Genomic DNA, 18,596 nt, shown 5'->3' with positions numbered 1-18,596 from the left:
AGATGTTAGTCACTAACACTTTGATAGTGTCTACCACGTGAGCCTCCGAGATCGCCAGCGCGCCGAAACCCGGCTTCTTCTGCAGGAGCACGCCATCCGCCTCTTCACCGACGTCGGTTACGACGCGACCACCGTCGCCGACGTCGCGGCGGCCGCCGGCGTCTCGGCGATGACGGTCTACCGGCACTTCCCGACGAAGGAGGACCTGGTCCTCTACGACGAATACGACCCCGTCACTGCTTCGGCCGTCGCCGCGCAGCCGCCTGGCCCTTTGCTTTCTCGGATAGGGCGTGCCCTGGAGTCGACCGCCGCTTTGGGCACTTCGCAGGAAAAGGCGTTCCTGCTGGCGCGGCTACGGCTGATGATCTCGGTGCCGGCGTTGCGGGCACGGCATCTGGACAGCCAGTACGCGACGGCGGACGCGATCGTGGCCGCTCTTTGTGGGCCTTCCCCTTCGCCGGACGAGGAGTTTCAGGTGCGGGCTACGGCCATGGCGTGCCTTGGGGCGGCACATGTGGCGCTTGTGCGCTGGGCGGAGACGGACGGGGAGGCGGATCTGGCGGGGTTGATCCGGGAGGCGCTGACCAGCGTGTTCGGGGGCTAGCCAACCACGCCCGGGATCAACTGGCGAGCACCACCGCCGTGTCATACCGGCTTTTGTCGGCCGTCGCGAGTACTGTCGAACCCGTGTTCGAGGACATCCGTCACCGCGACTACGGCAGCTTCCAGGGGCACGTGTTCCCAGATGCGCACTACACGCCAGCCAGCGCCCTCCAGAGCGGAAGTAACCCGGCGGTCGCGTTCAACGTTGCGGCGAAGCTTCGGCGCCCAGTACCACTCATTCGACGTGGGCTGTCTCCCATGTTCAGGGCACACGTGCCAGAAGCAACCGTCCACGAACACCGCTACCTTGCGAGCCGTGAAGACAACATCCGGACGGACCTTCACGCCATCGTCCAACGTCAGGCGAAGATCCTTGCGATACCGGTAACCAAGGTGATGCAGCGCCTTACGGAGCTCAACTTCTGGCTTGGTGTCAGCACGCCGGTTGGCCTGCATGTTCCGAGACCGACCGGCATTCTTCGGCGCCGGGTAGAGCCCCTTCGCATGCGCTCGGGCACGAGCCTTGCTCCGATCACCTTGAACCACGCCTGCCGAACCTCTTCATCCGATCACGGACACATGAGGCAAGATACCTCGCTAGGCCCCTCGCCAGCTGCACCACCTTGGAAGGTTAAGTGACCATGAAGCTCAACGCCGTCGAGATTTGCGCTGGCGCTGGCGGCCAAGCCCTGGGCCTGCACAACGCCGGCTTCCACCACACGCTTGCGGTCGAGCTCGACGAGAACGCCTCTAAGACTCTCCAGACCAACAGCGACCGAAAGAACAGCGGCTTCACCTTGGATAAGATCAAGACGGGTGACGTGGCAGACCCGGAGATCTGGAAGCCCGACGACTACAAGGGGATCGACTTGCTCGCGGGCGGCGTACCCTGCCCTCCGTTTACGATCGCGGGTAAGCAACTTGGAGCCAACGACGAGCGGGACCTTTTCGCCTGGACCGTCGAGCAGGTTGCGACAGTGAAACCGCGTGCCTTGCTGCTTGAGAACGTCCGAGGACTGAGTATGCCACGGTTCTCCGGATACCGGCAGCACGTGCTAGATCGTCTAACATCTTTCGGCTACGTCGCCGAGTGGCGTCTTATCCATGCTTCCGACTTCAACGTCCCACAGCTGCGACCGCGATTTGTCCTGGTAGCGCTTCAAGAGGAATATGCGGACTATTTCAGGTGGCCGAAACCGCTCCTCAACGCTCCGACAGTCGGCGAATCCCTTAAGGACCTCATGGGCACACGGGGCTGGGGCCAGATCGATGATTGGGTGGAACGCGCCAACAAGATCGCTCCCACGATCGTGGGAGGCTCAAAGAAGCACGGCGGCGCCGACCTTGGGCCCACACGAGCCAAGCGAGCATGGCAAGAGCTCTGGGTCGACGCACATGGTGTCGCCAACGATGTTCCGGGCCCGAAAGATGAGTACTCTCGCAATGGCCGTGGCCCCAAGTTGACCAATGAAATGGTTGCACGGCTTCAAGGATTCCCCGACGAGGGCAAATGGACTTTCGAGGGGCCTAAGACATCCAAGTACAGGCAGATCGGCAACGCCTTTCCGCCACCAGTCGCAGAAGCTGTCGGAAAATCCATCAAGAATGCACTTAGCAAAAAAGGGAAGAAGGTCGTGCGCGAGCCAGTCGGGCACGATCCAATTTACAAGATGCTCAAAGAAGTGGGCGACTTCGTCAAAGTTGAACATCTTCAAAATTCCGGCGAAAAAACAATCGATATTCCAGAAGTCGAGCTCAGCATAGCCAGACTGAAGAAAGATTTTGTCGTAGAAACCATCTCAGATAATGGCGTAACAAAGCACAAGCTCGGGAACTTCAGAGCTTTTATGGGGCAGGACGACCACGACCGGCACGCCGTGTTTTTGAAGAGTCGAGCAAAGATCAGTTAACACCTAGCTACGGCAGGATCGCGCCAACGCGGCCAATGATGGCCTGTATGTCCGCTGCATCCAGGCCACCCGCGAGCGCGATCTCGTCTTCAGGGTCTCCCAGTTTCCGCACTGAGGGATCATCCAAAATCTGCCCCATGAACTCCAGCTTTTCTTTCAAACGCAGTGCCACAATCTCATCAATACTGCCTTGAGCTTCGAGTATCGTTACCCTGGTCTCAGTGTCATGCGCAAGACCTAGCCGATGGATACGGTCAAGGCTCTGCAAGAATCGGCCTGCCTGAAAATCTCGGTCCACATAGACTGCGTCATGACACACTTGATGCAGACTAACCCCCTCGCCCAAGGTGGCCGGATTTGAAACCAGCACCGCGCATGCCGGATCTTCGCGAAAGGTACGAAGTTGCTCGGCTCTGTCCGCAGTACCTCCGTGCACCACAGCCGGACTGAAGTCTTTAAAAAGCACCTCTAAAGACTTAATACTGCGCACAAAACTAGCCCAAACCAGCGTCTTCAACCCATTTCTCGCATTATCTGCAACAATAGTTAAGGCTTCCTGATACTTAGGGGGGATCTCATACTTTGACAAATCTCTAAGCAGGACATAGAGTGGCTCGTCTTCATTCACTTCCAAAGGTGGAATCTGAAATGAAAGCGGCTCATACTTCGTCGCTCCTTCCACAAGAAGGGCAGGACTGGTAGCCGCCATCAATAGTCGGAGAACTGCCCTTCCCAATGATTCGAAGTCGTTACGGTTTCGCTCTGCACGAGCAGTGAACTGGCCAACCATCGCATCATATATCTCTCGATGCAAAGGTGACATTTCAACCCTGCGAACACGCGTTGAAACAGGGGGTAAGCCTAGTTCTTGTTTTGTTGTTCGCGTGTAGAGCGGCCTCAGTTTGCTACTCGCATAACCAAGATCTCCCCCGCCGATCGCCTGCCGGACCACCCGGCGGCCGCGGCCCGGCCAGACGAACGCCAAAAGGCTTTCAAGGTCTTTGGGGCCATTAGGCGCTGGCGTACCGCTAAGGATCATCCGGACTCGACTCAATGGGCCAAGCGCCATACATGCGGATCCATAAACCCCAGCAGCACCCAATTTCATCCTGTGAGCTTCATCAAGAATCATCATTCCAGGAGACTCTTGCAACCACCTAGCAAATCCAGCCAGAGAAGGGTTCAAGCGTTCGTAATTCACTAAAAGAAGATCTGCCGCGCTTGGTAGCCGGTTGGTTACCACTTTGACTTCGAGCGGACGTTTGAAACAAACCTTGGCTTCGTACAGCCATGCTTCGTAAGCAGCCTTTGGTCCTACCACTAACAACCGATCGACTTTTCCTTTCTCACGCATCGCCGCGAAGACCGCCAGCGCCACCCGCGTCTTACCTGCGCCAGGAACACTAAAATTCGCGCTATGCCCAAGTGATATCAAACGGGCTATATCCCGACGCTGAAAGTCGGTCAGCTCACCGCACCAGCTTGGCCCGAGAAGCTCATCGACTTCACTGGAACCAATTTCGATTTGGCCGTCACCATGCAGCTGCCTATCAGCTTCTTCAGCATCGTCAAGCATCTCCTCGACAGTTGCTTGGAACGTTGCATCCCAGGTGACCGTTTCTGGCTCAGGCCAATCGGCTAAGGCTTCCAGGCCAATGAGAAATTCATCGACAGGAACAACCGCGGCCGTCTTGTCCGAGAACCGTCCTGCCGGAAAGCGCTCAAGCAGCCGCCCCAGAGCGGAAACGAAATCTAATCGCGCCCGCAGCAAAGCTTGAGTACGAGTTACATCGAAGCCAATGAATAGGCTCGCTTCCGGGTTCATAGCCATTAAGACCCCGAATAGAGGGCCGAAATAAGCCAGTCCACTCCATCGCCGGGAACGGAAACTGTGCGTCGAGTCTCCAGCGCTAGCCGCTCCAGACTGCTCCTCAGCTTGACGACCGCCTCGTCAAAAGATTCCTCATCTAGGCTTCTAGATCCCCGAGACATAACCAGGTCAGTGACACATTGATCGATATCTTGGCAAGCATCCAGAAGCCTTGTGGGGGCCGCCTGCTTCCTTTTTCGTATCCGAGCATCTTTGCCTGCCGGCACCAGGGCCTTTTCCATTGCCGCACGAAGTTCCTCTCCCGCCTGAACTGCTTCAGCTGCGACAGGATCCCGGAGAGTAGGATCGAATGCTTCAGCAGCCTTTGCCCGCAAAGCTGTATCAGTTAGCTTTTTGACAGAAGCCAACGCATTCGACGCGCCCTTAACTTTTCGATTTAATCCCGGAATAGAAACTGATTCGTGACCATCGTCCTGTTCTTTCAGCACCTCAGGGAGGTGCTTAGACAGATAGCGTTGTTGGAAATCATCCTCAATCAGCCGCACGTCAGTCTTCGAAAAATCCAAAGTAATAGCAGCCAGGCGATACTCTTTTACCAACTCTGCCATCTCCGGGTCGACTGTGACGTCTTTTGAGTACCGTCGATATAATTCTTTAAGCTTCTCAGTTTTATCTTCGAAAGCAAAGATCGGCAGGCGTGTACCCTGCGCCTTACTGCGCTCAACTAGTGATTCAATGCACCTGAGCACCCACAGATCTTGTTCACAAGCAGCTGACGTGGTGCGAAACGTTGTCGCGATCACGCTAGTCGGCATTCCCTGTTTAGTCAGCTCATCAATAGCTAGTAGCCGGTTGACATAGGAGTACTCTCGATGATGGGTCTTTCGGAGCTGCAAAGACAGCTCAACGTCGCTTACGTCGGCCCAGGTACATGACTCGGGCAGAACTGCGACACGCATACCTTGCCCCGGCCCGCCAATCTGAAGCAGAGCCGCACGCCTCGTATTGCCGTTTACAAGTACACCATCACGGGTGATTAGCCCGGGGTCAGTTTGTTTGTAGTCATTCAGGCTCTCAGCCAACCCAGTAAAAACTGGGTCAACTTTTGAAAGATCCGATGGCAAGGCTTTAAGCAAAAAGTCTAGGTACTCTTGACTTCCCTGGCTCCAGGGATCCTGTTCGAGCAAGTCACTTCGCGAACTGTCGTGACTACGTTGAGCGCGAATCCTGTGAGTAGCTGGGTTGTAATACAGATCACCTACCGACATCTCGATAACGTCTAGATGTGTTGGTCGACCACGCCAGTCAATCGTTACAGTCTCGTGCACCCCTGCGCCGGCAGCTACTTCCGCCAGTCGACTCTCGATCAGCGCGCGGTTCTCTTCAGCTCGTGGCGGCCGACCGTAGTCTTTAGTCACTACTCTCTCCTGATACGAAGTCGCTCTGGTTCAGCAGTGCAGCCTGCCGAAGCGGTAGCTTAGTACGGCCTAGCCGAGGCCTAGCGCTTCCTGGACTTTAGATCGCGCTTCAGCCGGCAGGGACCGGTAGTCGCACCACAACTCCTCGATCCGGCTAAAGTCTCTGCGATCCGCTTTGACCCAGCCGGTCAGCAAACGGCGTTCGATAGCCCCAAGGGAAGACAGGTCCCGCAGTACGGCATCCAGGCTGGCTTCGATGCCACGTCCACCCACCCTGCACCGTTTACATTCGGTCACCAGCTGTACCTCGACACCGGTGGAAGTGACCACATGCCGACGAGCAATGTCAAGCTGGGCCATCTCATGGGTGCCGGCGTAGGGATGCCCAGGTGTAATGCCGCACGACCGGCACATGTTTCCATCGGCCGCGAGCACCTCTCTGCGCATAGCGGCACCTATAGCAGCATTTGCCCGCTGACTAAGCGCAACGCCTCGCTCCCAGACGGGAAGGCCGGCTTTGACGAAGCAGTGTTCGTGAGGATCGAGTGTCAGATCCTCACGGTTGGTGTCAATCTGCCATTCGAACTTCCGAAGATCCCGCATTCTTCTATCAATCTGAGACACACCTGGGAAGTCTTTTCTTAGCTTCTCCTTTGTAAATTTATTTCCCTCGCCGACCTCTGCGAGCAGCCACAGGGCGACTCGCTTCATCGTTCCAAGCTCATGATCTTGCCACGACGGGAGCACGCATAAGCCCTTCTGTGCCGACTTCGCTGGCAAGCCACACTGCGAACCAGCAGACCATGACAGCTGAACTTCCTTTGTAACACAGAAGGTTCACCGAGCCCACTTAAACAAGCATTCCTACATTTTTTGTAATGACTACACCGATTGTAGGGACTGGTGATGCAGTTCCGATATATCGCAACGTATTGCGATATATCGGAACTGCGGCCAGGTTTTGTTGCCGCAAGAAAATCGAGATTTTCAGGCCAGTCGCTGCCATCTAGATGACCTCGATGCCCTACAGTCGCGTACATGTCCTTCGCGCCTTCACGCGTCGAAGGGCTGTACGCGACTCTTCAAGGAAGGGGCTGAAGAGGGGATGGGATGCCACCGATAGGACGTGTAGGCGGCAGATACCCGGACGGGACTACGCCCATGGCCGCGGCTTTCGCCGAGGCTCTCACTGACCTGCACAAATGCTTTCACTCAAGCACTATCGCCGCGGTAAGTAAGCGACTTGGAGTCTCTGACGCATCACTCTCGCACTACTACAACGCGCGACGGCTGCCAACGATCGCCACTTTGATCTTGATGTACGAGGAGGCGGCACGGGATGTGGCAAGACATGGTGTGCTCACCACAATGCCGTTCACCCTTGAGTATCTTCTCGAACTCCGAGCCGCCGTCAAGCTGGGGCTATGCCCTAACTGCCATGTTGCGCTGGTGGAAGCGCCGCCACCATGGGAAGCGGGCCATGAGGGAAAGGACCGGCGCAACGGCGTGACGGCAGATGGAGACCGGCGCAACGCGATGAGCACACCCGCGCCGCCGCCAGGGCTCGACGAGGTCTTGTCCTACATCGACAACGGACACCTGCACGACGTTTCCAGTGTTCTCTGGGCAACTGGTTCCGAAGTAACTGTTAAGGAAGTAGCCGGTGCTGTGTCGTACTTCGTAGATGCTGGCCACCCTGATGCCGCTGATGTGGTGTTGCATGGCGCGCGCAGCCGCAGCTCGCACGATCGGCTGGCCATCATCAGCGAACTCCTCGACGTCGGGCTGACCGACAACGCGCTCGTGCTTCTGGAAGGCAGGTGATCTTTGTCTAGAGCGTCGTCCTTGCCGCAACAGGTAACAGGCGGGACACGGCGTGAAGCCGTTGTGTCCTGCTCTGACTTGTTGCTTGCGGCGCGGGGCCCTCCCTCGCGACCTATCAGTAACTCGCAGTGTTGTGATCAACAATACGTGATTGGGGTGGAGCGATATGCCCTCGCGAAGACCGAGATACCGGAGGAAGGCCCGACCGGCAGGCCTAGGAACCAAGGCCGGCAGGGCCCTCCCCCTTCAGAACCCCCGCCAACTGCCGTGGACAAGGAGTCCCTACATGAATAGTAAACGTCGCCGCCCTTCTTCGGGTGGCCGTCCGGCACGAGTCACACGGTCGGGAAGGGCAGTTCCCGGCAAACCTGCTGGTGAGAGCAGGTGGCCCGAGCCCGCCGGATGGCGTCGGTGGTGGCAGCTTGCCTGCACGCACTTCGTCAAGGGCCTTGCCTCCGGCGCCGGAGGCGCGCTCGTAGCCTTTATCATCTGGCTGCTGAGCTAACCGGATCTGCGTCGTCTTACTGCTGACTACACTCCCGCTGGCCTGGCTAATCGATACAGCTCGGGTAAGCCAGGCCGGCGGGAGCCGTCGTTAGCGACGATCACCTAACACGGAACCTAGCTACGAGGAACAACCGGAGCGGGGTGCAGAGGATCATCTGGTGTTGCCTTCCGCCAGAGCTGGCCTTGTATCGAGGCCATCCGCAGATCTTCATCGTCTCGTGCGGGCACAACCCGGGTGACTACGAACTGTCCCTTTTGCGGCACCGGAAGTCCTAGCGCGGACGCAACTCCAGGATCGTTGTCCTGGTGCCCGAGGACAAGCAAACCTTCGGGACGAAGCGCATCGCGGGCACCGCCATTGCTGCGCATCCGTTTCAATGGATCGTCCAGACCCCAGCCCACCGTTTCAACGGTGGCCCGGGTAATTATCTGATTTTGCACATCTCGGCACAGTTGAAACAACCGTGCTTGCGCATGGCGATCACCGCGTCGTGCGCGCGCATCCATGATCCGCTCTCGCCTCAGCGGGTCAAGATGCAACAGTACGTTCGGGGCAAGATTGCCATGCGACTTCCAGAGCCACCTGATCTCTGTGACGCCGCGCTCGGTTAGTCGCCGCTTTGCATCTCGATTCGCATTCAGGCGCAACCGGTCTTGCCTTGCCCGGACAAGGCCAGCCTGCCACTTGCTTTCCAGGTCACTTGCCCAGATCACCAAGCACAGTTGGTCGACCATCTCGGGTCCCATCTCCCAGCCGCCAATCCGCTGGGAGAACTTGCAGTCCACATCGTGGCCGGCGATCCGATAGTCGGTGGCTACTCCATCTGCAAAATCAAATTCACGATGCAGGTTGATCTCAACCAACGTGCCCATGTGAGTCTTTTCGGTCTTGTGAAGTTGTACGTAATCCCACCGGCCGCTTCGACGCCCGTCAAGTAGCTGGTCAATTGTTTCTCTAAGTACCTTGGCGACACGATCGCCTGATGGATCATGCTCATAAAGCCGATCGGTTACAGCGTCGAGCTCAGGGTCATCTCCGCGTCCAGGCGGACCCTCTAGAACCATGTCGAACAAGCCGGCGTCCCCTCGCTGCACTTAAGTGCTCAACTTCATACCGATGCCGGCACAGCGGCGAAAGCACACCTGACTGGCATCGAACACATGCTGCCCCAGTTGGACGTGTCCGGTCCAGAAATTACAGGACAGACAAAAAGGCCCTCCCGCGAACGGGAGGGCCTTAGTGCTGTCTCAACCAGACGTGCGCCCGAAGGGATTCGAACCCCTGACCTTCTGATCCGTAGTCAGATGCTCTATCCAGCTGAGCTACGGGCGCTTGTTCAGTTGTCAATCTAGCACCTGCCGGAACAGGCACCAGCGGAGGCTCCGGGATTTGAACCCGGGAGGGGGGGTTACCCCCAACCGCATTAGCAGTGCGGCGCCATAGACCAGACTAGGCGAAGCCTCCCAGGCCCAACGACCACTGCTCAAATAGGTTACACACCCTGTGGACCTCCTTGGAAGGGACCCCCCTTAGACGCGTTGCAGGGCTCTGAGCAGGCCGGATGAGCGCCCGCCGAGACCTTCGGCTTCGAAGACGGCGACGCCGACTCCGGGGCGGGCCGCGGGGTACGCCAGGTAGCGCGGACCCAGCTGGATCGGAACTTCGCGTTGAAGCGGCAGAGGGTCTCGATCTGGATCTAACGTGAGAAGAATCGCAGTGTCCTAGCGGACAGGCGGGTAATGGGGTCGGCGCGATGTTCCAGACCGCGCTGAGGACGACGCATGACGTTCAGCGAGAGACCCTTCTCGCCCCACGGAACGAACTGGAGGACACGCCGTCACCAGGACCGAGCCGGGGTCGCTCATGCGGCCGAGGGCCCATCGAGAAGCCGCATTCGGTGTCGGTTGCCGCGCTACGTGGCGGCGAGCGTCCAGAGTTCGTCGAGGTTCGCGGAAGGCACATCACGGGGACACCACCGGACCACGAACGCCGATCAGGCCGGTGTCGACTGCGCCAGCCGGTCACCGACGGGCGCGAGTGCCGGCAGCACGAAGTTGATCGCGACACCGGCCGCCGTCAGTCGCAGGAAGAGCCGGCCGCGTGCCATCGGCCGGTCACCGGGTGGGGAGCGCAATGAAGTGACGCCGTGTGTCGTAGCGCGAGCGACACGGACCCGGCACCGAGCATGCCTGAGGCCGAAGTGCGACAAGATCAGCAGCGTGGCGGCGACCGCCAGTTGCCAGGCCGGCGCTGAGCAGCATCAGCAACACACCGGTCACCAGCGCGACCGGCGCCGCGCCGACCGTGCCTCGTGCGGCGGTTCCAGCCATTCGGCGACGCGGCCGCGCGGGGTGCGCCGTCCGGCCGGGACCAGGGGCAGCCGAGTCACCGAGGAGGCACCTGCCAAGCGCCCGCTCCTGTTAGCTCCTTGCCAGCTCCACGAACGGTACGAGGGCGTCGGGGTTCAGCAGGGCATCCCGGCTGACGGCGCGGTCAGGGGAAACCCCCGAAAGGATCTTCTTGACCGGGACCTCGCATTTCTTGCCGTTGAGTGTCCGCGGCACTTCGCTCACCTGGACGAACCGGTCGGGCACGTGCCGCGGCGAGAGGGCGCCGCGCAGTTCCTTGCGCAGGGCGGGTTCGACCTCGTCGAGCGACGTGCCTTCGGCCAGCACGAGGAAGCACAGCAGCTGCCCGTCCTCGTTCCCCGCCGCCGACGTGTCGATCACCAGCGAATCCGCGACCTGGTCGAACGACTCGACGACGCGGTAGAACTCGGCCGTGCCCATCCGGACGCCGCCGCGGTTCAGCGTCGAATCGCTGCGTCCGTAGATGACGGCGGAGCCGCGTCCGGTGATCCGGATCCAGTCGCCGTGCCGCCAGATCCCGGGGTACATCTCGAAGTACGCCTCGCGCAGCCGTGCGCCGTCCGGGTCGTTCCAGAAGAACACCGGCATCGACGGCATCGGCTCGGTGATCACCAGTTCGCCGACCGTCTCCACGACGGGCTTTCCTTGCTCGTCGAACGCGGCGACGGCGGCGCCGAGCGCGCGGACCGAGAGCTCGCCGAGCCAGACCGGGACGTCCGGGGCGGACGCGACGAACGCCGCGCACAGGTCCGTGCCGCCGGAGACCGAGCAGATCTGGACGCGGTCGCCGACCTCGTCGACGATCCACCGGAAACCCTCGACGCTCAGCGGCGCGCCGGTGGAACCCAAGGCGCGCAACGCGGTGAGATCGTAGCGCTCGGCCGGTTCGATGCCGGCCTTCAGGCAGCTCTGGATGTACGGCGCCGACGTGCCGAAGTAGGTGACGCGGTGCTGTTCGGCCAAGTGCCACAACACGTTCAGGTCCGGATGTCCCGGGCTGCCGTCGAAGAGCACGATCGTGGTTCCGGTCAGCAGGCCGGAGATGAGGAAGTTCCACATCATCCAGCCGGTGGTGGTGAACCAGAAGAAACGATCATCGGGGCCGAGATCACTTTGCAGGGCAAGGGCTTTGAGGTGTTCGAGGGTGATGCCGCCGTGGCCGTGGACGATGCCCTTCGGCAGGCCGGTGGTCCCCGAGGAGTACAGGACCCACAGCGGGTGGCCGAATTCGACGGGTTCGAAGGCCAGTTCCGCGCCCGCGTTGTCGGCGAGCAGCGTGTCCCAGTCGAGTGTGCCGTCGAGGCGGCCACCGGCGTAGTCGACGAGCACGGTCGCTTCCAGTGTGGAGATCTCGTCACGCAACGCGTTCACCGTCGACCGGCTGTCGAACCACCGTCCATTGTAGACGTAGCCGTCGACCGCGATCAGCACCTTCGGCTCGATCTGCGCGAACCGGTCGGTGACCGCGCGGACGCCGAAGTCCGGCGAGCACGACGACCAGATCGCGCCGAGACTCGCGGTGGCGAGGAACGCGATCAGGGTCTGCGGGCAGTTCGGCGCCAGCGCGACCACCCTGTCCCCTTTGGCCACTCCCAGCTTCCGCAGCCCTTCCCGCGCGGAGGCGACGGCGGACCGCAGGGCACCGAAGGTCAGCTGCGACGAGAGGCCGTCTTCGCGATCGAAGATCACGGCGACCTCGTCGTCGGCCTTCGCGGCGCCCGCGACGCCGGGCATCAGCGAGTGCTCGGCGTAGTTCAGCGTGCCGCCTTCGAACCATCGCGCGTTCGGCATCTCGCCGGTGAGCACCTCGCCGGGCTCGTCGTGCCAGCGCAGGCCGAGGAAGCCGGCGACGGCGGACCAGAACTCGGGCCCACGTCGCACGGAGAACTCCCACAACGCGTCGTAGTCGTCGACCTCCACGCCGCGTTCGGCGCGCAGCCACTGGCGGAACGCGTCGATCTTGGTGTCGGACAGGCGGCTCGGCTCGGGGCGCCAGAGCACTTCTGGGGCGTCGGCGGTGTGCGTCACCCCGCGATGTTAACCCTCCCCGCCCCACCACCACCCTCAGCGGAAAGCGCTCCGCGCTTGCTGATCCACCCCTTAACCGAACTGGCGAGCCCCCGTGAACAGCTCGTACGCCATCGTCTTGAGCCGCGCCGCGTCGAGCGGGGTGACGGTCAGCCACCCCCGGTCGCGGCGAAGCCCGTAGCGGCCATCTGGGGTGTCCACCCAGGTCAACGTGCCTTCGCCGCGCACCCAGCGGCCCTCCCACGACTTCCTGGTCGCCCCGAGCCGCCCGCTGCCGATCCGCTGGGTCGCGATCCGCACCAGCACGATGACCTCGGGTTCACGCAGCCCGGCGTCACGAAGGACGTCGGAGAACGCGGGCTGCCCGCCGCCCTCCCCCGCCTCGCACGCGGCCGTGTAGTCGTCGACGCGCAGGTTGACCGAGAGGCCACGGCCCTGGTCGCACGGCGGCAACGCCTGCAGCAAGGTCGCGGCGACGAGCGGCTCCCGCAGGGCCGACAGCTCGACGTCGGTGCCCGAAACGCCGATCGCGACCGCGCCGCGATCGGACACGCAGCCGACGGCCCGGTACGCCGGATCGCCGTCGAGCCGCAGGTCGAGCGTCAGTTCGCTGTTCGCGACGGTGTGCAGCAGCCGGACCAGCCCGGGCGCGGGTGCCTCCACCGTGCCGAGGCCGCGTTCCGACAGCGTCCCGTTCGCCGCCGCCACCAGTTCCGCGCGGAACTCCGGGGTCCGCCCGACGTGCGGAACCTCCAGCACCGCGGGCAGTTCGTCGCGTCCGTGCGCCGACCAGAGCAGGAACAGTTCGCCGATGTGCAACCGGATCCAGTCCATCAGCGACCGCTCCTCGGGTCTTCGCCGATGACCGGTGGGGTCACCTGCCCGCTGAGCCCCCAGACGTCGGAATCCTCGACGAGGTAGTTCGGCGCCTTGTGGTCCTCTTCGCCCTGTCGTCCTTGCGAGGGCGCCATTCCCATCGGCATCCCCCCGAAACCGCCCATGCCCGCGGCCGCCGCGGCGCGTGTCCCCGCCGGTTGGCCGGGCTGCTGCCCCGACGGCCCGAAGCCGCCGGCACCGGATCGGCCGCCCTGTCCGAGCTGCTCGTGGGTTCCCCCGGCGGTACCGGGTGGCGGCGGAACGTACGCGCCGCTGCTCGCGCCGGGCGCGCGCGGTGTGTCGATCGGCTCCCGCACCGGGAACGGGGCGGGATCGTCGGCGCCACTGCTGCGCGTGGAGTCGTCCGGTGGCGGCACCGGTTCCGGCGCGGGTTCGGGTTTCGGCTTCTCCGGCTCTTCGGGTGTCTTGAGGAGGTTCGGCTGCTTGCCGTACGAGGTGAAGGCCGGAACGTTCTCGTAGACCTCACCGGAGTTCCGCTGCATCCGCGTCATCACGTCGGCCGCCTGCCGGTGCAGATCCTGCGCGCTTTCGTCGGTGGGTTCGGCGACGATCCGCCCCGCCTCGGCGAAACCGGAGCCCGACGGTGCCGGCGTGGCTGACGCCGACATCGCCTGCGTCGAATCGGAGACCGGGATCGGACGGCGTTTCGGTGGCTCCGGCATCTTGGGTCGCGGCGCGTGTCCCGGCGGCTCGGGCATCGTGCGCCGCGCGGTGTCGGCGATGTCCGCCTGGCGGCGCACGCAGTTCGCGACGTTCTCCGCGCGCCAACCCGTGTCGCCCGCCCAATCGACGAGCTTGACGGCGGCGTCACGCGCCCTGTCCGCGCCCTCGCCCGTCCAGCCGTCGGAGGTGGCGGCCAGCGCCGCCCGGAGTTCGGAAGCGGCCCTGTCGAGGAAGGCGCTGATCTTCGTCCACTGCGCGGCGACGGCTTCCGCGCTCGCGAGGTCCAGCTCGTTGTGGACCATCTCGTAGAGCTCGCGATGCGAGTAGCTCATCCAGTCGATGTCGGCGTGGAGGTGCTCGGGGCCGGGTTGCGGTTCGGGCTCGCGAGGCGGCCACGGCAGGGGAAGGCCGCGCATCAGTGCTCGTCCTTCCGCTCGTGGCCGACGATGTCTTCCATGTCGAACCGGCGAGCGACCCGTTCGAGCTGCTCTTGGCCTTCCTCGTCCGCGGCGACGTACATCTTCCGCGCGGCCATCACGGTGAGCTGGAAGTCCTTGAGCACCACGGCGAAGTCCCGGAGAACGGGTACGGCCGCTTCGGTCCCCTCGTTCGCGGCGCCCTGAAAGCGTTCGCTCATGGTGTGACCGACGAAGTTGTCGCCCAGCTTCAACGGCGCGTTGAACTCGGTCGAGTCCTTGATCAGCGCGTTGAGCTCATGGCGTGCCTTCAGCAGCGCGTCGACGAGCTTCTTGGCGGCGTCCTCGGAGACCTTGACGGTCCCCTTCTTGGCATCCGTCTTGGAATCCCGGATCTGACCCGCCACCGGAGCCAACGCCGGAGCGGAAGCTCCGAACGCGGCTTGTGGCGTCGCAGGTACCTTGGGTGACTGTGCCATTCGACCCTCCCCTGTCACATCTTGAGGGGAATGCTAGCGCGAATGGAGTCACCGCAGGTGGGCGTCGAACCAATTCAACGTGCGCTGCCAGGCCTCGGCGGCCGCGTCCGGGTCGGCGTCGAAGCGGTGGTTGGCGCCCGGGTAGTGGACGACGTTCGTCGCGACGTTCGCCGTCGCCGCCGCGTCACGCAGCTGCTCGACCTCGGCGCCTCCGGCCTCGTCACCCGCGTCGCCGTACATGCCGAGCCACGGGCTGGTGAGCCGTCCCGCGATCTCGACGAGTACCGGCAGCCCGGTGACGCCCTGCCCGCCCACGCTCACCGCCGCGCCCAGCCTGCGGTTCGACGCGACGACCAGCGCGGCGGTCCCGCCGAGGTCGAAACCGACGACACCGACGAGGTCTGCCTGGATGCCGCGCTCACCGAGCCATGCGAGCGTCGCGTCGGTGGCTTCGAGCAGGTCCTGCTGCGTGAGATCGTCCCGGTCGAGATGCGGGGTGACGGTGAGCCAGCCTTCGCCGGCGAGCCCGGCCAAGAGCAGGCCCAGACCCTCTTCGACCTCTTCGGCCTCCTCGTGCAGCACCACGAGCCCGCCGCGGACGACACCATCCGGTTCGGCGAAGGTCAGGCGCAGCGTGTGGCCGTCGGCGTGCTGGTGTTCCACGGTGGTCGTCAGGGTCATTCCTCCATCAGACCACTCTTAGGTAAATATTCGGAGCTTGCGTTCGCGCGGGAGGATACGGTGTCGGAGCCGTCCCCCAGACGTAGGAGCGCCGAAGATGTCCCCTGTTTCGCCGCGTGCGGATCTCGAATCGTTGCCGAAGTACGTCCCTGGCCGGACAATCCAGGGTGCGATCAAGCTGGCGAGCAATGAGGTGCCCGGCGGGCCGCTGCCGAGTGTGGCGCAGGCCATAGCCGAGACGGCGCAGGGCATCAACCGGTACCCGGACATCACGGCTTCTGGGCTCGTCGAACGGCTGGCCCGCGAATTGGCCGAGCCGGTCGGGCGGATCGCCGTCGGCTGCGGTTCGGTTTCCCTTTGCCAGCAGATGATCCAGGCCCTGTGCGGCCCGGGCGACGAGGTCGTCTTCCCGTGGCGTTCGTTCGAGGCGTATCCGATCGTCACGCAGGTGGCGAACGCCGTCAGCGTGAAGGTGCCGCTGACGGCCGGGCACGGGCTGGACCTGGACGCCATGCTCGCCGCGATCACGCCGAAGACTCGACTGGTCTTCGTGTGCAACCCCAACAACCCGACCGGGACCGTCGTGCGACGCGCGGAACTGGAGCGCTTCCTCGACGCCGTGCCCTCGGGCGTGCTCGTCGTGCTCGACGAGGCGTACAAGGAGTTCGTGACCGACGCCGAGGTGCCCGACGGCGTCGAACTGGCGCGCGGCAGGGACAACGTCGCGGTGCTGCGGACCTTCTCCAAGGCGTACGGTCTCGCCGGTCTTCGCGTGGGTTACGCGGTGGCGCCGGAAGCGATCATCGTCGCGCTGAAGCAGGTCTACGTGGCGTTCTCGGTGAACATGATCGCCCAGGCGGCGGCCATCGCCTCCCTCGACGCGGCCGGTGAACTGCTGGAACGCTGCAAGGAGATCGTCTCGGAACGCACTCGTGTCCGGGATGCCTTGGTGGCCTTGGGTTACGAGGTGCCGGAGACGCAGGCGAACTTCGTCTGGCTGCCGTTGACCGAGCGGACGACCGAGTTCGCGGAGCACGCCCTCGAGCGCAAGCTGATCGTGCGCCCGTTCGCGGGCGAAGGCGCGCGAGTGACCATCGGGACGCCCGAGGAGAACGACCTCTTCCTCGAAGCGGCCGGGGATTTCCCGCGCTGACAGAGGTGGCGTGTCGCGTAAGCCACTCTGGGGACGTCAGAGGTCTGGAAAGTGGCTTACGCGGCGTAACTCGCGTGTCTGGAGGCGTAACTCGCGGGTTTGGAGGCGTAACTCGCGTGTTTGGAGGCGTAACTCGCCGGAGGCCCGGATCCACCGGGCTTCCCTATTTGAGGAGCAACTGCACCATCGCGGCGAGGCCGATCACGACGATCACGGCACGCAGCACCTTCGGCGAGAGTTTGCGGCCGATCTTCGCGCCGAGCTGGCCGCCGATCGTGGACCCGACCGCGAGCAGCGCGACCACGGGCCAGCTGACCGGTGCGATGAAGGCGTAGATCGCGCCGGCGACGATGTTCACGACGGCGGAGAGCGCGTTCTTGACGCCGTTGAGCCGTTGCAGCGACTCCGACATCAGCATCCCCATCACGGCCATCATCATCACGCCCTGCGCGGCCGTGAAGTATCCGCCGTAGATGCCGATCAGGAAGATCAGGAACAGCAGGAGCGGCCCGATCTTCTGGACCGTTCCGTTCTCCTCGCGGCGCTTCGTCACCCAGGCGGACACGCGCGGCTGGACGATCACCAGCACCACCGCGAGCCCCACCAGCGCGGGCACCACGGTCTCGAAGGCGTCTTTCGGCAACGAGAGCAGCAGAATCGTCCCGCAGATCGCGCCGAAGAACGACGCCACGGCGAGTTTGCCGACCTGGGGCCAGTAGCCCTTGAGCTCGTCGCGGTAGCCGATCGCCCCGCTGACCGTCCCGGGGGCGAGGCCGATCGCGTTGGACGTCGTCGCCGTCAGCGGCGAGTAGCCGAGCGCGACCAGGACCGGGAAGGTCACCAGCGTGCCCGAGCCGACGACCGTGTTGATGGTGCCCGCCCAGAGCCCCGCGACGAAGATCACGACCGCGTGCCACCACGTCATAAAGCACTCACGTCCGCACCCTAAGCATCGTCACCTCCTTTCGCGCTGTGGATGTGTCTGGTCGAACAGGCCACGAGCCCGTTATGTCTCGTTCGGGGCGAAGACGCGGTTTCGTCGCCTTGCGGACGTCCGACTCGGTTCGGGTGCCGAAGCGCACACCGTTCTGCCCGGTCTTGACCCCGGACTGCGGGCCGACCTCACTCGACGAGCGCTCGTCCCGGTGACGGCGCACCGCCACCGGTTCGGTTTCCTTCCGGCAGATGAGCCGCGGTGATCTCCCCGGCGACCGTCCAGCCGAGCGCGAGATACAGCGCCCGTCCCTCTTCCGTCGCGACCAGGACGGCACGCTCCGCCCCGGCCGAAACCGCCACCTCGTCGAGCCGGCGCATGACGAATCTGCCCAGCCCTCGCCGCTGGTGCTCGGGCTCCGTCACGACCTGATCGATCACCGCCGTGCCGCCGGCGATCGCGACCCGGCCGGTGGCGGCGCGCGAACCGTCGGGCGCGCGCACCACCACGTCGGTGACCACGCCGTCGCCGACCAGTTCCGCCCGGTACGGCTCGGGCGCGGCCATGACCGGCCGCAACGCGAGCGGGGCACTCATCAGGTACTCCGGCGGGCCGACCTCCCATTCCGGCGGCACCGTCTTCGCCACCTCGTCCCGCGAGCCGCTCACCTTGAGCCACGTTCCCGGTTCGGTCAGCGAACGGGCCCGGCGCGCGACCGACCCGGCGTCCTCCAGCACGTATCTCACGCGATGCCCGGGACGCCCGACGTCGAGCCGGTAACCGTCCGGTTCGGCCACCGGAATCCCGACGCCGCGGGAAAGCGCCCAGCCGTGCACCCAGGCCTTGATCAATCCTGCCACCCCAGTCATCGTTCGATGATGG

16 protein-coding genes and 2 tRNA genes are annotated in these 18,596 nt (G+C 63.2%); 4 read left to right on the top strand and 14 right to left on the bottom strand.

From position 1 onward, the window contains the following. Nucleotides 1–37 precede the first annotated feature (37 nt). The gene (locus P3102_RS01480) at nt 38–604 is read left to right on the top strand and encodes a TetR family transcriptional regulator (RefSeq protein WP_276365894.1); all 567 of its coding nucleotides are present in this window, start codon (nt 38–40) and stop codon (nt 602–604) included. A gap of 41 nt (nt 605–645) precedes the next feature. Here the strand turns inward: P3102_RS01480 and P3102_RS01475 are convergent, their stop codons facing one another. Then, nucleotides 646–1,149 (bottom strand): very short patch repair endonuclease, encoded by a 504-nt coding sequence (locus tag P3102_RS01475; RefSeq protein WP_276365893.1) that lies wholly within the window; start codon nt 1,147–1,149, stop codon nt 646–648. A 95-nt stretch (nt 1,150–1,244) separates the two neighbouring features. Between P3102_RS01475 and dcm the strand changes: the two genes are divergently transcribed. Next, entirely contained in the window at nt 1,245–2,513 is a 1,269-nt protein-coding gene (gene dcm, locus P3102_RS01470; protein ID WP_276365891.1) for a DNA (cytosine-5-)-methyltransferase, read from the top strand. 7 nt (nt 2,514–2,520) lie between these two features. Here the strand turns inward: dcm and P3102_RS01465 are convergent, their stop codons facing one another. From P3102_RS01465 to P3102_RS01455, 3 genes are all read right to left on the bottom strand, one after another. Further along, nucleotides 2,521–4,338, bottom strand: coding sequence for a DEAD/DEAH box helicase (locus P3102_RS01465; RefSeq protein ID WP_276365889.1), 1,818 nt, complete (start codon nt 4,336–4,338; stop codon nt 2,521–2,523). A 5-nt stretch (nt 4,339–4,343) separates the two neighbouring features. Beyond that, entirely contained in the window at nt 4,344–5,762 is a 1,419-nt protein-coding gene (locus P3102_RS01460) for a transcriptional regulator (protein WP_276365887.1), read from the bottom strand. A gap of 69 nt (nt 5,763–5,831) precedes the next feature. After that, nucleotides 5,832–6,473: a hypothetical protein gene (locus tag P3102_RS01455; RefSeq protein WP_276365885.1), complete on the bottom strand. Its 642-nt coding sequence runs from the start codon at nt 6,471–6,473 to the stop codon at nt 5,832–5,834. A gap of 606 nt (nt 6,474–7,079) precedes the next feature. Here P3102_RS01455 and P3102_RS01450 point away from each other — a divergent pair. Continuing rightward, the gene (locus P3102_RS01450; RefSeq protein ID WP_276365884.1) at nt 7,080–7,586 is read left to right on the top strand and encodes a hypothetical protein; all 507 of its coding nucleotides are present in this window, start codon (nt 7,080–7,082) and stop codon (nt 7,584–7,586) included. A gap of 621 nt (nt 7,587–8,207) precedes the next feature. Here the strand turns inward: P3102_RS01450 and P3102_RS01445 are convergent. The 8 genes from P3102_RS01445 to P3102_RS01410 form a co-directional block, all read right to left on the bottom strand. Continuing rightward, nucleotides 8,208–9,158, bottom strand: a complete 951-nt coding sequence (locus P3102_RS01445; RefSeq protein ID WP_276371582.1) for a NaeI family type II restriction endonuclease — start codon at nt 9,156–9,158, stop codon at nt 8,208–8,210. Between the two features lie 194 nt (nt 9,159–9,352). Beyond that, nucleotides 9,353–9,426, bottom strand: a tRNA-Arg gene (locus P3102_RS01440). Between the two features lie 42 nt (nt 9,427–9,468). Then, nucleotides 9,469–9,558, bottom strand: a tRNA-Ser gene (locus tag P3102_RS01435). A 956-nt stretch (nt 9,559–10,514) separates the two neighbouring features. Continuing rightward, nucleotides 10,515–12,491, bottom strand: coding sequence for an acetoacetate--CoA ligase (locus P3102_RS01430; protein WP_276365882.1), 1,977 nt, complete (start codon nt 12,489–12,491; stop codon nt 10,515–10,517). A gap of 72 nt (nt 12,492–12,563) precedes the next feature. Beyond that, the gene (locus P3102_RS01425; RefSeq protein WP_276365881.1) at nt 12,564–13,325 is read right to left on the bottom strand and encodes an ESX secretion-associated protein EspG; all 762 of its coding nucleotides are present in this window, start codon (nt 13,323–13,325) and stop codon (nt 12,564–12,566) included. After that, entirely contained in the window at nt 13,325–14,467 is a 1,143-nt protein-coding gene (locus P3102_RS01420; protein WP_276365879.1) for a PPE domain-containing protein, read from the bottom strand. The genes P3102_RS01425 and P3102_RS01420 overlap by 1 nt, the downstream gene beginning before the upstream one ends. Then, nucleotides 14,467–14,946: a hypothetical protein gene (locus P3102_RS01415; protein ID WP_276365877.1), complete on the bottom strand. Its 480-nt coding sequence runs from the start codon at nt 14,944–14,946 to the stop codon at nt 14,467–14,469. Before P3102_RS01415 ends, P3102_RS01420 begins: the two co-directional genes overlap by 1 nt. A 48-nt stretch (nt 14,947–14,994) precedes the next feature. Beyond that, nucleotides 14,995–15,627 carry a dienelactone hydrolase family protein gene (locus P3102_RS01410; RefSeq protein ID WP_034319814.1) on the bottom strand — a complete coding sequence of 211 codons (633 nt, stop codon included), beginning with the start codon at nt 15,625–15,627 and terminating at the stop codon, nt 14,995–14,997. 97 nt (nt 15,628–15,724) lie between these two features. Here P3102_RS01410 and hisC point away from each other — a divergent pair, with 97 nt between their 5' ends. Further along, nucleotides 15,725–16,780 carry a histidinol-phosphate transaminase gene (gene hisC, locus P3102_RS01405; protein WP_276365873.1) on the top strand — a complete coding sequence of 352 codons (1,056 nt, stop codon included), beginning with the start codon at nt 15,725–15,727 and terminating at the stop codon, nt 16,778–16,780. Between the two features lie 163 nt (nt 16,781–16,943). Here hisC and P3102_RS01400 read toward each other — a convergent pair whose 3' ends face one another. Then, nucleotides 16,944–17,705, bottom strand: a complete 762-nt coding sequence (locus P3102_RS01400) for a sulfite exporter TauE/SafE family protein (RefSeq protein WP_276365871.1) — start codon at nt 17,703–17,705, stop codon at nt 16,944–16,946. A 197-nt stretch (nt 17,706–17,902) separates the two neighbouring features. Next, entirely contained in the window at nt 17,903–18,574 is a 672-nt protein-coding gene (locus P3102_RS01395; RefSeq protein ID WP_276371580.1) for a GNAT family N-acetyltransferase, read from the bottom strand. Nucleotides 18,575–18,596: the final 22 nt, after the last annotated feature.

It is taken from the genome of Amycolatopsis sp. QT-25, from assembly GCF_029369745.1.
GTDB lineage: Bacteria > Actinomycetota > Actinomycetes > Mycobacteriales > Pseudonocardiaceae > Amycolatopsis.
The sequence above is the reverse complement of the archived record's forward strand: the minus strand, read 5'-3'. Positions and strand labels throughout refer to the sequence as shown.

What these genes read in the sequence shown, in the direction of transcription:
- P3102_RS01400 (WP_276365871.1), bottom strand. Translation starts at nt 17,705, where the DNA reads ATGACGTGGTGGCACGCGGTCGTGATCTTCGTCGCGGGGCTCTGGGCG.
- dcm (WP_276365891.1), top strand. Translation starts at nt 1,245, where the DNA reads ATGAAGCTCAACGCCGTCGAGATTTGCGCTGGCGCTGGCGGCCAAGCC.
- P3102_RS01420 (WP_276365879.1), bottom strand. Translation starts at nt 14,467, where the DNA reads ATGCGCGGCCTTCCCCTGCCGTGGCCGCCTCGCGAGCCCGAACCGCAA.
- P3102_RS01425 (WP_276365881.1), bottom strand. Translation starts at nt 13,325, where the DNA reads ATGGACTGGATCCGGTTGCACATCGGCGAACTGTTCCTGCTCTGGTCG.
- P3102_RS01465 (WP_276365889.1), bottom strand. Translation starts at nt 4,338, where the DNA reads ATGAACCCGGAAGCGAGCCTATTCATTGGCTTCGATGTAACTCGTACT.
- P3102_RS01415 (WP_276365877.1), bottom strand. Translation starts at nt 14,946, where the DNA reads ATGGCACAGTCACCCAAGGTACCTGCGACGCCACAAGCCGCGTTCGGA.
- P3102_RS01410 (WP_034319814.1), bottom strand. Translation starts at nt 15,627, where the DNA reads ATGACCCTGACGACCACCGTGGAACACCAGCACGCCGACGGCCACACG.
- hisC (WP_276365873.1), top strand. Translation starts at nt 15,725, where the DNA reads ATGTCCCCTGTTTCGCCGCGTGCGGATCTCGAATCGTTGCCGAAGTAC.
- P3102_RS01455 (WP_276365885.1), bottom strand. Translation starts at nt 6,473, where the DNA reads ATGAAGCGAGTCGCCCTGTGGCTGCTCGCAGAGGTCGGCGAGGGAAAT.
- P3102_RS01445 (WP_276371582.1), bottom strand. Translation starts at nt 9,158, where the DNA reads ATGGTTCTAGAGGGTCCGCCTGGACGCGGAGATGACCCTGAGCTCGAC.
- P3102_RS01450 (WP_276365884.1), top strand. Translation starts at nt 7,080, where the DNA reads ATGTACGAGGAGGCGGCACGGGATGTGGCAAGACATGGTGTGCTCACC.